This window comes from Pseudomonas sp. GXZC (assembly GCF_026967615.1).
GTDB lineage: Bacteria > Pseudomonadota > Gammaproteobacteria > Pseudomonadales > Pseudomonadaceae > Aquipseudomonas > Aquipseudomonas azotoformans_A.
This window is the reverse complement of record NZ_CP114115.1, coordinates 1,053,586-1,066,460: the sequence shown is the minus strand read 5'-3', so window position 1 is coordinate 1,066,460 and position 12,875 is coordinate 1,053,586. Positions and strand designations below refer to the sequence as shown.

The window sequence follows — 12,875 nt, the reverse complement described above, 5'->3', positions numbered from 1 at the left end:
GTCAATCGCGGACCCTCCCCCATTAGGTGAATTTACCTTATGAAATGTTGGGTTGTTCTATTTTTCGTGGTCGCTCTGTTCCGTTCAGATGATGGGGTCGACTTTCACGTTGAGGACGTGGGCCACTGGTGCAGCCATGAACTCCATCGGGATGCCATGCACATCCTTGAACAGGTATTGGAATTTTAGTAAAAAAAAACGCCCCGAAGGGCGTAAAATATTCACCTTTTACCAAAGGAGCATTTAAGCAACTCAAGGTGAATTCGTTGAACTAGCGATTTTGCTTTTCAGAAGTTTCGGCTGGAGGAGTAGCTGAGCAACACAGTGGCTCATAGTACCGAAAGTGGGTATTCAACGATCAGGCGCACTTCATCCAAATCCGATTCGAAAGCAGTTGCTCGTGTATTTGCTTGGCGCAATCTCAAAGAAAGGTCTTTGGCAGCTCCTGTTTGCACTACGTATTTAACCTCAATGTCACGCTCCCAACGTTTCTGATTGGTGAGCGGATTGCCATTGTCATCGGTACGCATGTAAAACTGATTGGCATTAGAGTAGTCCGCGCCAGAGCCTTTGGCATAGCGAGTCATGAACGAAAGGCCTGGAATACCGTAGTCGGTCATGTTTAGGTCGTAGCGCAGCATCCAAGAGCGTTCTTTTGGCGAGTTGAAATCGCTGTACTGAATTGAGTTGTCGACGAATATCGAGTCTGATTGACGTAAATAGTCGAAATCGTCATCGCCATTGTTACGCTGATGCGACAGTGCGAGGGTGTGTGCACCATACCTGATGCCGAGCTTGGCGCTCCAGATGTTATTATCGAACTCACCCAAACGCTTCTTGCCTTCGTCAACAGCTTTATAGTAATTAAAGCCGCTGATCAGGGTCAAATCATTGCTAAGCGGGTAGGAGACGCTTGTCCCGGCGTAGTATTGATTCCATACATCTTTTAGCTGGCTGGCATAGAGACTTACAGTAACACTGTCGTTGACCTTGTAATCGCCGCCACCGTAACCGATCCAAGGCGAGTTGACTGGGCCGCCATAGAAGGTCACGAAGTTATCGTTCAGGTCGCTGGATACTGGTTGGCTCATCGCGTGTAGTCTACCGCCCTGCAGGGTGAGGCCTTGGATGCTGGTGTTTTCAACCGTTACACCGCGGAAGCTTTCTGGCAGTAGACGTGCGTCTCCTGATGCAACGACTGGTGTCGCTGGGAAGACATCACCCAATTTCACTACGGTATCGAACAAGCGGACTTTGGCAGCCCCCCCAACCTTCGTGTATTCATCACGGGCCTGGCCCTTTCCATCAACTGGCAACACGTCGAAGGAGCTTCGGCCGCCGTTACGGCCATCGCCTGTATCGAGCTTGAGGCCGATCATGGCGAAGGCATCTAAACCAAAGCCGACGGTGCCTTGGGTGAAGCCCGAGTTGAATTTAGAAATTATCGCATGCGCCCAAGCTTCAGAATATCCGTTGGTGTTTCCCTTGCCGCTATTGAACGTTGGCGCAGAAGAGCTGCGATTATCACGATTGAAATAGAAGTTTCGGTTTAAAACAGTGAGGCTGCTACCGTCAATAAAACCTTCTGATGACTTATCTTCCGCGTTTGCTATAGCTGTATAGCTTATGGAAAAAGCAGAAGCTGCGAACACACACAACGGTACTTTAATTTTCATTTGATGCCCCTTTGATTACGGCAGCTTTTATTATGACTTACCGACACGGCTATATTTTTTTTGTGGCCCGGCCGGGCACCTGCGTAGCACCTGACATGATAGTTGCAGATCAAAGATAACGGATCGGTGATAGAAAAATTACAATTTGGCAATCTAATTGTAATCTGTCGTATTTAAGGACGTTTTGTAGCTGCGGACTGATTTACTCAATAGCTTGCCCCCCGCGCAACTGGGCGGAAAATTTTAATGTCGAACATACTTTCTAACGAAATTGTAATTTTACAGCCACCCCACTGATAGCGATCGCTGATTAGAGTGCCATCACCTGATCCAGTGGAGCTTGGCGGCTGTAAATACGTTCTCGCCAAGCTTTATCAAAGTTTGTGCACGAGGACCATAAAGTGCCCTGGTATAATCACAACGTTTTATCTAAAACCTCTGTCTTTGTCTTTCCCTTGAGAGCCATTGCATTCTGTACGCTCCTTTCAGGAGCGGTCGTGCCAGCCGCATTTGCTCAGAGTATTAGCCTGGCCGAAGCGCTTTCCACTGCAATGGATGCTAACCCCGATCTTGCAGCTGCGCGTCAGGAAATCGGCATCTCGGAAGGTGTTCGCAAGCAAGCGGGACTCATCCCTAATCCTGAAATTTCGTATGACGTGGAAGACACCCGTCGTAATACAAGCACGACCACAGTCACCCTTAGTCAGCCTTTAGAGTTGGGTGGCAAACGAAGTGCTCGTGTCGAAGTTGCCACCTACGGTCAAACCGTCGCGCAGCTAGAACTGGACCGACGAGTCAATAGTCTTCGTGCGGATGTTGTCCAGTTTTTCTACGCCGCCTTAAGGGCTCAGACAGGCTTGAACCTGGCAAAACAATCTTTGGAGCTGACCGAGCGGGGTCTGCGCATAGTGGATGGTCGGGTGCGTGCCGGTAAGTCCTCACCGGTGGAGGCTACGCGCGCCCAGGTGCAGTTGGCTGAAGCCAAGTTACAGGTAAGGCGCGCTGAAACAGCGAAGTCAACGGCTTACCAGCAATTGGCCCAGGTAATAGGCAGCTCGGCTACTGCATTTGATCGTCTGGACTCGCCAAACCTATCTCCCGGCATTCCGCCGCAGGCCGCAGAATTATTGGCGAAGCTTGATCAAACTGCAGAGATGCGACAGGCGCTTGCTCAAATAGACAAGAGCGATGCCTCACTCGGGTCGGAAAAGGCCCAACGTATCCCGAATCTCACTGTGAGTGTGGGTAGCCAATATGACCGGTCTGTTCGCGAGCGGGTCAACCTCGTGGGGCTGTCGATGCCTTTGCCGCTTTTTGATCGTAATCAGGGCAACATTCTTTCCGCTTCTCGCCGCGCAGATCAGGCCCGAGACCAACGAAACGCTGTAGAGCTAAGGCTACGCTCCGAAACCCAAACCGCAGTTAACCAGTGGGCTACCGCCATGCAAGAGGTCGAGTCTTACGACAAGACGATTCTGCCTTCAGCTCAACTGGCCGTGGATACCGCAACGCGTGGATTTGAGATGGGCAAATTCGGCTTCATCGAAGTGCTGGATGCGCAGCGCACCTTGATAGTCGCTCGTGGCCAGTACCTCGACTCGTTGGCGGCTGCAACCAATGCGCGTGCGCAGGTGGAAAGGGTTTATGGCGACGTCGGATCGAATGCCAGTTTTCGCTGAACGCCTAGACATTTTCCTCGGTACGCGTCTTTGAATAAGCCGCTATCTACGATCAGCAGGAGTAACAATGGACAAGAAACATAAGATCGCACTGGCGGTAGTCGCTGTGGCAGCCCTTGGATTTGGCAGCTTCGCCTGGAACTCTAGTTCTGAGCAGCCGCCAGCCAGTAATGCCGAACACGGCGCTGAGGACGGCCATGAGCATAAGAAGATTGCCGCAGCACCCGCTGAAGAGGGGGGGGATGATGGCCACGGTGAGGAGGGCCACAGCGACAGCGAAAAGGGAGAGGAGGAAGAAGGCAAGATGACGCTTAGCGCTGAGCAGATCAAGGCTGCCGGTGTCGTCCTCGAAGCTGCGGCTCCCCGTGAACTTAGCACTGTCGTAACTTTTCCTGGCGAGATACGGTTTGACGAGGACCATACAGCGCATGTCGTGCCTCGCGTACCTGGCGTTGTAGAAAGCGTTCAGGCCAACCTCGGAGAGTCGGTTAAGAAGGGGCAAGTCCTTGCGGTGATTGCGAGTCAACAGATCTCCGATCTACGCAGTGAGCAACAAGCCGCTCAACGACGTGTAGAACTGGCACGTTTGACCTTCGACCGCGAGAAACAGTTGTGGCAGGACAAAATCTCCGCCGAACAGGATTACCTCCAGGCTCGTCAAGGGTTGCAAGAGGCAGATATATCCTTGGCCAATGCTAAGCAAAAGGTCGGAGCTATCGGCGCATCGGTCAATTCTGCCGGCGGTAACCGCTACGAGCTTCGCGCGCCCTTCGACGCAGTTGTCGTGGAGAAGCACCTGACCGTCGGTGAGGTTGTCAGCGAGGCAACCAACGCTTTCATTCTTTCAGACCTCAATCAGGTGTGGGCAACCTTCGCAGTTCCTCCGAGCGATTTGGGGAAGGTTGTGACAGGCCGTGCGGTAAAGGTTTCTTCGCCTGACATGAAGGCTGAGGTCGACGGCAAGGTTGGTTATGTAGGCAGCCTCCTGGGTGAGCAGAACCGTGCAGCGACCGTTCGCGTCACGCTGACCAATCCTAATGGAGCCTGGCGACCAGGCCTTTTCGTAAGCATCGCGGTCACTTCACAGACTGATCGGGTGGCCGTAGCCGTTCCAGAGTCCGCAGTGCAGACCGTTGAGGAAAAGCCTGCGGTATTCGTCAGGACCACTGAGGGATTTGACACTCGCACGGTAACGCTTGGTCGCCGTGCAGGTGGCTATGTGGAAATAACCGAAGGCCTCCAATCCGGCGCCCAAGTGGCAGCCAGTGGCAGCTTCACGCTCAAGTCCGAGCTCGGCAAGGCTAGTGCCGAGCACAGTCACTGATGCGAACTGACAGGATCATTCCACATGTTTGAACGTCTCATAAGATTCGCCATTGAGCAGCGCATCGTTGTAATGATAGCAGTGCTGATCATGGCCGGTATCGGTGTCTACAGCTATCAAAAGCTGCCTATTGATGCAGTACCAGATATTACCAACGTGCAGGTTCAGGTCAACACTGCTGCTCCTGGTTACTCTCCGTTGGAAACCGAACAGCGAATTACCTTTCCAGTTGAAACGGCAATGGCTGGCTTGCCGGGCCTTCAGCAGACTCGTTCCCTTTCTCGCTCTGGACTATCTCAGGTCACCGTCATTTTTGAAGACGGCACCGACATCTTCTTCGCTAGGCAACAGGTCAACGAGCGACTGCAGGTAGCGAAGGAGCAGTTGCCGGATGGCGTAGACGCAGTGATGGGGCCTGTATCAACGGGTCTCGGCGAGATCTTCCTGTGGACTGTCGAGACTGAGAAAGGCGCTGTCAAAGAGGATGGTACGGCCTATACACCAACTGATTTGCGCGTGATCCAGGATTGGATAATCAAGCCACAATTGCGCAACGTCCGGGGTGTGGCCGAGATCAACACCATTGGTGGCTATGCCAAGCAGTACCTGATTGCTCCGGATCCGAAACGCCTGGCCACTTACAAGCTGACTCTTAATGATCTGGTCGCTGCCTTGGAAAGCAACAACGCCAACGTTGGCGCCGGTTACGTCGAGCGCAGCGGTGAGCAGTTGCTCATCCGCGCACCCGGCCAGGTAGGCAGTATCGAAGATATCGCCAATATTGTGATTACCAGTGTCGATGGCGTGCCGATTCGAGTCAGCAATGTCGCTGAAGTCAGCATCGGGAAAGAGCTTCGCTCTGGAGCTGCTACTGAGAACGGTCGAGAGGTTGTATTGGGTACGGTGTTCATGCTGATCGGCGAAAACAGCCGGACAGTATCTCAAGCTGTCGCAGCCAAACTGGCTGACATTAACCGTACCCTACCCAAGGGCGTTGTTGCCGTTACCGTCTACGACCGTACCAATTTGGTTGAAAAAGCCATATCGACAGTGAAGAAGAACCTGATTGAAGGAGCGATTCTTGTAATCGTTATCTTGTTCCTGTTCCTCGGTAACATCCGTGCGGCACTGATCACTGCCATGGTGATCCCGTTGTCCATGTTGTTCACGTTTACAGGCATGTTCAACAACAAGGTCAGTGCCAACTTGATGAGCCTTGGCGCACTCGACTTTGGCATCATTGTTGATGGGGCGGTAGTGATTGTCGAGAACGCAATCAGGCGCCTAGCTCATGCACAAAACAAGCATGGGCGGATGCTCACCAAAGCCGAGCGCTTTCACGAGGTTTTTGCAGCTGCACGGGAAGCTCGCCGCCCCTTGATCTTCGGTCAGCTGATTATCATGGTTGTGTATTTGCCGATCTTTGCACTCACCGGTGTCGAAGGAAAAATGTTCCACCCCATGGCATTCACCGTGGTGATGGCACTTGTCGGCGCGATGATTCTCTCCGTAACCTTTGTTCCTGCGGCAATTGCCATGTTCGTCACAGGCAAGGTCAAGGAAGAAGAGGGGATGGTGATGCGTATTGCACGGCAGCGTTACGCTCCCGTTCTGCAGTGGGTGCTTAAGCATAGAAGCATCGCATTTTCCGCCGCCATAGCCTTGGTCGTTCTAAGTGGTGTGCTCGCGAGCCGAATGGGCAGTGAGTTCATTCCGAGTCTGAGTGAAGGGGATTTTGCGCTGCAGGCTTTACGAGTACCGGGGACCAGCTTGACTCAGTCCGTAGACATGCAGCAGCGCTTGGAAAAAGCCGTCATTGAGCAGGTGCCTGAGGTCGAGCGAATGTTTGCCCGTACAGGCACAGCGGAAATTGCTTCCGATCCAATGCCGCCGAATATCTCAGACGCTTACGTGATGCTGAAGCCGAAAGACCAGTGGCCAGATCCCAATCGATCGCGTGAAGAGCTAATTGCTGAAGTTCAGAAAGCTGCAGCAAGTGTGCCTGGCAGCAACTATGAGTTGTCCCAACCTATTCAACTGCGCTTCAACGAACTCATTTCGGGTGTCCGCAGTGACGTGGCCGTCAAGGTGTTCGGCGATGACATGGACGTTCTAAATCGAACAGCAGCGAAGATAGCCACTGCATTAAAGGGTGTCCAGGGGTCTTCGGAGGTGAAGGTAGAGCAGACTACAGGCCTGCCTGTACTTACCATCAATATTGATCGGGAGAAGGCAGCACGTTACAGCCTGAACATCGGCGCAGTGCAAGATGCGATTGCAATCGCAGTAGGTGGTCGTCAGGCCGGCACGCTTTATGAGGGCGATCGCCGCTTCGATATGGTGGTACGTCTATCTGAAACACTGCGTACAGATGTAGCGGGGTTGTCCGGCTTGCTGATTCCCGTGCCGCCGAATGCGGCACAAGGGGCGAATCAAATCGGCTTCATTCCGCTGTCCCAAGTGGCTAGCCTGGATCTGCAGCTAGGTCCGAACCAGATAAGCCGAGAGAACGGTAAGCGTGTTGTTGTGGTCAGCGCAAACGTTCGGGGGCGTGACCTGGGTTCGTTTGTTGAAGAGGCGAGCAGTGCTCTGGCAACCGGCGTGGAGATTCCCGCTGGCTACTGGACCACGTGGGGTGGTCAGTTCGAGCAACTGCAGTCGGCAGCCAAACGTCTGCAGGTAGTTGTTCCGGTAGCTTTGCTGTTGGTCATGACGTTGTTGTTCTTGATGTTCAACAACCTCAAGGATGGCATGCTGGTCTTCACCGGGATCCCATTCGCACTCACGGGTGGCGTAGTCGCGCTTTGGCTGCGGGATATCCCGCTGTCGATCTCGGCAGGGGTCGGATTCATTGCGCTTTCCGGTGTAGCTGTGTTGAACGGTTTGGTAATGATTTCCTTTATCCGCGGACTACGTGAGGAAGGGCGTACCCTACGTCACGCAGTTGATGAAGGCGCATTGACTCGATTACGGCCAGTGCTGATGACTGCCCTTGTTGCATCCCTGGGATTCATACCTATGGCACTGGCAACCGGTACCGGTGCAGAGGTTCAGCGGCCGCTGGCTACAGTGGTGATCGGCGGTATCTTGTCCTCCACCGCACTTACCTTGCTGGTATTGCCTGCTCTGTATCAATGGGCACACCGCAAGGATGATGACGGCGATGAAGCAGAAAGCTGATAGCTGATAAACAAAAGCCCACAACAACAGTTGTGGGCTTTTTCGTTTTTATAGGGTCGATATTTCACCTTTCAAAATTGTAAGTTTTCCGTCATGCCGGTGATGCCTATGAATTGATAAGGTTGCATCCAGTGACATTGATATCGAGAGAAACTTATGAAAAAGCTTATTGTTGCAGCTGCACTTGTTTTTTGCTCTATGACTTCGCAAGCCACTACTTTTTCCGAGAAGAAGCAGATGGAATACATCCAGGAGCACCAAAGTGCCGTGGCTGCCTATGCGAAAAAAAATAACAAGCCTATGCCAGAGATTGTCGACTATAGATACGGCATGAAGATTGATGTAGAGAAGTTCGTACGTCAATCCCAGGACCCTCGTACTTGCCAGATTTATTCACGATTGATGAGCTACGAAGACCCCCAGGGTGAACTCAAGACGATTCGCTATTCTGTATTCTCGCAATGCCCGAATAACAAAAGCTGAATTTTTTGAATGGCTAGGTATTTAATAAGCGCCAGGCAATGCCTGGCGTTTTTCAAGGCGCCTGGAGTGGTACTAGGCAAACATTGTCGCACCGATGGTGCTACTCGCCCTCAAGACTTAATAAGTTATAGCTAATATACTTGGTTGGGACACCTGCATTCAGAATGATCGAGTTCATAACATCTGGTTGACCCTCCTGATGGCTAAGCAATAGTAACTTTCCCTAGATTAACCTGATCGCAGCTTGCTCAGAGTGAGCTTTTGGTATTTAACCTGTTGAATATTTTGATATTAAGACGGCTAAAATTGGCGAGGCCGAATGATTGGGGCAGTCTATTTCTAAAACTTCGACCTGTGGAGTAAATTGGAAGCTTGTAGTATGTGGGAAAGCCTAGAAGCGTACAATTGTGATTCCAGTCTCTCTGTACTCACTAATCTCTGCGATAGACAAACTTACTATGTGGTCACCCATTCAACTTGCAGCAGGACAATGTGGGGTATCTATACTTGTGATATGGATTGTCTGATTTTTTTTCAAAATTGTAATTTTCGAGTCATGCTGAAGTTATTCAACTCTGAAATCAGATGTAATTTTCACTTTTTTTTCACTTTGAACTCCTTAAGCTTCGCAGATGGAAAATAAAAATTTGCCTATTGTAGCGTTATTTATTCGTTATCTAGGGGTCGGATCTATTGCAACGGGAGTGCATTACTCTGTTTTCCTTGCACTGGTCGCGAGCGGGTTTGCTGATCCAGTGTTGGCCAGCGTTAGCGGAGGCGTCTTAGGCGCGTTTGTTAGCTATGTTGGTAATAAAAGGCTCTGCTTTATAGCGAAGGGGGATTGTAAGCTTCAACCCATTAGGTTTTTGCTGATTTCGTTGGCGACAAACCTCGGTAATGGAATGGGCATGTGGGTCTTAATTAAAATTGACCTGTCACCGTTTATATCCCAGATATTGGTGACGTTAATCCTAACTGCGCTCGGATTCATCGCACACCGTTTCTGGACATTCAATCATGCAGACATTACATCGGCTTTCCGAACGCCCTGATCCTTTGTTAACCATTGTGGTGCCCTGCTTTCAAGAAGAGCAAACCATTCCCGAATTTCACAAGCGCATCACCCGCGTCGTAAGGTGTTTGCCTGTATCGTGCGAGATTCTTTATATCGACGACGGAAGCAATGACCGTACTGCAGACTTACTTCGCCACTATCAGGATGGATCAGATGTACGCTGCCTGTTCCTGAGTCGAAACTTCGGCAAAGAGGCTGCGTTAAGTGCAGGCATCGACCACGCGCGCGGTAGCGCATTGATCTTTATTGACGTGGACCTGCAGGACCCGCCTGAACTCATTACGAGCATGGTGCACTACTGGCAGATGGGTTACGACGTTGTGAACATGCAACGCGACTTGCGAACCGGCGATTCCTTGCTAAAGCGCATGAGTGCGCGCAGTTACTACTGGATCATGCAGCGACTGGTGGAGAAAGTTGATCTCCCGGCGGATGTCAGTGACTTCCGTCTGATTGGCCCTGCGCCATTGGCTGCACTGAGAGCGCTAGACGAGCGCTCCAGAATTCTTAAGAGCCTGATCGGCTGGGTGGGTTTTCGTACCATAGAGCTACCCTACAATCGCACTTTTCGTCATGCGGGTAATACCAAATGGAACGCCGCTGGGCTGTTCAATCTAGCCATTGAAAGTGTTCTCAGTTTCTCTCGAAAGCCGCTGCGTATATTCAGCCTCATTAGCTTCGGCTTCTTCGTCTCCAGTATCTGTTTCCTGCTCGCAGCGCTCGTGGCAGGCTCCTTCGACATCCATCACTTGCTGCTCGGAATGGCTTCATTTATGTGCTTGGGGGTTGCCATGGTGGGCGAGTACTTGGGTGTGACACTCGCGGAAGTCAAACGCCGACCGCTTTATTTTTTGAAGAGCAATAACAAAGCAACCCCCGTGACTATTCACCCTCCGGTTTCCTCGATCGAGAGTAAGAAATGCTGAACTTGAAAAACGAGCGGACACTGCTGTGGATCCTAATCTCGATTCTGCTTTTACGTCTTCTGGGGCTGGGAGCATATCCCCTGATGGATACGTCCGAAGCACGCTATGCGGAAATGGCACGCAAGATGGTCGAACTGAATGACTGGATTACCCCAATGTTCGATTATGGAGTACCGTTTTGGGGAAAGCCGCCACTGTCTTTCTGGACTCAGGCAGCTAGCATGAAGTTATTCGGTATCAACGAGTTCGCTGCCCGATTTCCAGCTTGGCTACTTCACCTAGCAAGCTGCTTTATCATCATTAAGCTCGCGACTCAGGAGATGTCGAGCAGGGCTGGCATCTGGGGAGCCATCATCTTCTCAAGCACAACACTGGGCCTGGTATCCAGTGGTGTTGTGCTGACGGACCCTGTTCTATCGTTCTCGATACTGCTTGCTAGCTATGGTTTTTGGCGTTGGATGAAGTGTGCAGGCAAAGCGGATGCCTATCTGATGTTCTTAGGTCTGGGCTTGGGCTTACTCGCTAAGGGACCACTGACACTGGTGTTGATGGGCATGCCGGCGTTCGCCTGGATCGTCATCCACAAAGAATGGAATCGGATGATGATGCTTCCGTGGGTAACCGGGATTATTCTCATGCTCGGTATTTCTGCGCCTTGGTATGTCGCGGCCGAAATAAAGACGCCTGGGTTCATGGAATATTTTTTTGTTGGTGAACACTGGAGCCGATATGTAATTAGTGATTGGGCTGGAGACCTATATGGCAGTGCACATGCCAAGCCATATGGTACCATCTGGATCCAGCTCGGTCTGTCGCTGTTGCCTTGGGCATTTTTTCTGCCTCTAATGATTCGCAGAAGAGCATTGATGCGGCGTTTCGAGGCTTATATGTGGCTCTGGGCATTGGCCACGCCTCTCTTCTTCACGTTCTCTGGCAACATTCTCTGGACCTATCTGCTCCCGGCTCTACCCGCCTGGGCGCTGCTTCTTGCAGGGCGAATCAGTGAAGTCGGCCTCTATACCAGCCGGGCTGCTGCAGCGAGCGCTTTCCTGCTACCAATTGTGGGCGCAGGTATCGTTTACGCTGGAGTACTAGACGAACGCCCTCAAAACCAGCGAGATGTGGTTGACGCCTGGTTCAAAGCACAGTCGGCTCAATCTGGTGCCCTGATCTATCCTGGCCGTCGTTCGTATTCGTCTGAGTTTTATAGTAGGGGAATGTCCGAAAACATCAAAGATCCTGATGAGTGGCCTCGCAACAGCTTTTTCTATCTTTCCAGGCGTTTGCGCGACAGCAATGCTGATCTGCCTACAGGCCTAGGTTGCGTAAGAGTTACCGAAACGAACGCAAGCCTACTGCTTCTTTGTCGTTGGGAGAATACTGGGCCAAGATAGTGAAGATTTTGCAGGAGATGGCGTAGCGGGCTCTAATCGAAAATGATCACCCGATGAAGGAAATACTCAAAGCGTGACGTTATTTCAGATTTAAAAGAACAATAAGTCTTAGAGATGCTCTCTGGATCTGAGTAGCTCCGTCTATCACTGCCGGAACAGCCAACACTAAATTTAAGAAAAAGCCAGATATCAATCTGGCTTTTTCGTCGATACGAATCGACATTTTAAATCTAACCGCCTATTAGTTATCGGCTTGCTCCTGACGATCCTGACGCTCTTCCTGCTTTTCTTGAGCAACTTTCTGTTTACCTTGCTCCGAGGAATCAGGGCCCCACAAACGAGCCTGTTCGGCTCGAAAGTTTTCCTTGAACTGCTTAGTTCGCTCGAAACCATCTTCAGCAAACGCGAAACCTGTAAGCCCAATTAGCAGGCTGCCAATAGAGAAGTATTTTACGAATTTCATTGAAGCCTCGATATTCACTAGGTCTGCCTAGATAGCATCCTTTGTTGGTTACTAGTCTAGGATTACGAAGCTAACGGCAAGGTGAGTTAATAATTACAATTTCGTAATTTTTACGCTTGGCGAGAAGGTTTAAGTCTTCCAGGCGATAACAAAAGACGATGAAGAGCTGGGGCTTTTTATTAATTTTCAATTTTGATATCCGGAGCATTAACACTGGAGGCTTTTCTTGCCTGCCAAGGAGCTAATCATGTTCGATTTAGAGCCCTGAGTGGCAGAAGTCTTTGATTTTCGCCCATGCATCTAGACTCAATTTCCAGCTAAGTGAGCTTTCATTTCACGTTAGGGCGCGCGACGCGGTCGGGGGAGATAAATTGATTTTTTTCAATGAATTTACGATCTCCGCCGCATATTCCGGGGGAAGGTGCAAGAGAGAAGGCGCGGCCCCATGCCGTCGAGTCGCCTTATAATTCGAAGCATTTCATATTCTGCAGAGTGTAGCGGGGTCTCTGATCGTTGAGCGCCAGGCAAAAGCGACGGTTGCGAATTATTCGGTCTGAAGTTTAGAGCCACTCCGGTTTTCTACGCGCCATGTGAGGATTCTGGCGATAGAGTTTTTTCTCACATAACGTCTGTGAGTCCTTGAGCGCCCACGCGTCGGCTATGTCTCAGGCATTC

Annotated in this window: 8 protein-coding genes and 1 pseudogene; 7 read left to right on the top strand and 2 right to left on the bottom strand. The window is 51.0% G+C overall.

The features are described 5' to 3' along the window. Positions 1–329: 329 nt before the first annotated feature. Positions 330–1,676: an OprD family porin gene (locus OZ428_RS04970; protein ID WP_133074738.1), complete on the bottom strand. Its 1,347-nt coding sequence runs from the start codon at positions 1,674–1,676 to the stop codon at positions 330–332. Positions 1,677–2,077: 401 nt separating this feature from the next. On the opposite strand from OZ428_RS04970, the gene OZ428_RS04965 reads away from it, so the two are divergent. From OZ428_RS04965 to OZ428_RS04935, 7 genes and pseudogenes are all read left to right on the top strand, one after another. After that, positions 2,078–3,355 (top strand): TolC family protein, encoded by a 1,278-nt coding sequence (locus OZ428_RS04965; protein WP_133074739.1) that lies wholly within the window; start codon positions 2,078–2,080, stop codon positions 3,353–3,355. 67 nt (positions 3,356–3,422) lie between these two features. Beyond that, positions 3,423–4,679, top strand: a complete 1,257-nt coding sequence (locus tag OZ428_RS04960) for an efflux RND transporter periplasmic adaptor subunit (RefSeq protein ID WP_133074740.1) — start codon at positions 3,423–3,425, stop codon at positions 4,677–4,679. A gap of 24 nt (positions 4,680–4,703) precedes the next feature. Further along, complete coding sequence (locus OZ428_RS04955; protein ID WP_017736203.1) at positions 4,704–7,859, top strand: CusA/CzcA family heavy metal efflux RND transporter; 3,156 nt, start codon at positions 4,704–4,706, stop codon at positions 7,857–7,859. A 156-nt stretch (positions 7,860–8,015) separates the two neighbouring features. Then, positions 8,016–8,342: a DUF2790 domain-containing protein gene (locus OZ428_RS04950; RefSeq protein ID WP_133074741.1), complete on the top strand. Its 327-nt coding sequence runs from the start codon at positions 8,016–8,018 to the stop codon at positions 8,340–8,342. A gap of 632 nt (positions 8,343–8,974) precedes the next feature. Further along, entirely contained in the window at positions 8,975–9,394 is a 420-nt protein-coding gene (locus OZ428_RS04945) for a GtrA family protein (protein WP_090409089.1), read from the top strand. Beyond that, positions 9,360–10,343: a glycosyltransferase family 2 protein gene (locus OZ428_RS04940; RefSeq protein ID WP_133074742.1), complete on the top strand. Its 984-nt coding sequence runs from the start codon at positions 9,360–9,362 to the stop codon at positions 10,341–10,343. The genes OZ428_RS04945 and OZ428_RS04940 overlap by 35 nt, the downstream gene beginning before the upstream one ends. Next, a pseudogene (locus tag OZ428_RS04935) lies at positions 10,337–11,783 on the top strand (ArnT family glycosyltransferase). The gene OZ428_RS04940 and the pseudogene OZ428_RS04935 overlap by 7 nt, the downstream one beginning before the upstream one ends. 195 nt (positions 11,784–11,978) lie before the next feature. Here the strand turns inward: OZ428_RS04935 and OZ428_RS04930 are convergent. After that, on the bottom strand, positions 11,979–12,200 hold the full coding sequence (locus OZ428_RS04930; RefSeq protein WP_026136731.1) for a hypothetical protein: 222 nt from the start codon (positions 12,198–12,200) through the stop codon (positions 11,979–11,981). Between the last annotated feature and the right edge of the window lie 675 nt (positions 12,201–12,875).

What these genes read in the sequence shown, in the direction of transcription:
- OZ428_RS04960 (WP_133074740.1), top strand. Translation starts at nt 3,423, where the DNA reads ATGGACAAGAAACATAAGATCGCACTGGCGGTAGTCGCTGTGGCAGCC.
- OZ428_RS04945 (WP_090409089.1), top strand. Translation starts at nt 8,975, where the DNA reads ATGGAAAATAAAAATTTGCCTATTGTAGCGTTATTTATTCGTTATCTA.
- OZ428_RS04930 (WP_026136731.1), bottom strand. Translation starts at nt 12,200, where the DNA reads ATGAAATTCGTAAAATACTTCTCTATTGGCAGCCTGCTAATTGGGCTT.
- OZ428_RS04955 (WP_017736203.1), top strand. Translation starts at nt 4,704, where the DNA reads ATGTTTGAACGTCTCATAAGATTCGCCATTGAGCAGCGCATCGTTGTA.
- OZ428_RS04940 (WP_133074742.1), top strand. Translation starts at nt 9,360, where the DNA reads ATGCAGACATTACATCGGCTTTCCGAACGCCCTGATCCTTTGTTAACC.
- OZ428_RS04970 (WP_133074738.1), bottom strand. Translation starts at nt 1,676, where the DNA reads ATGAAAATTAAAGTACCGTTGTGTGTGTTCGCAGCTTCTGCTTTTTCC.
- OZ428_RS04950 (WP_133074741.1), top strand. Translation starts at nt 8,016, where the DNA reads ATGAAAAAGCTTATTGTTGCAGCTGCACTTGTTTTTTGCTCTATGACT.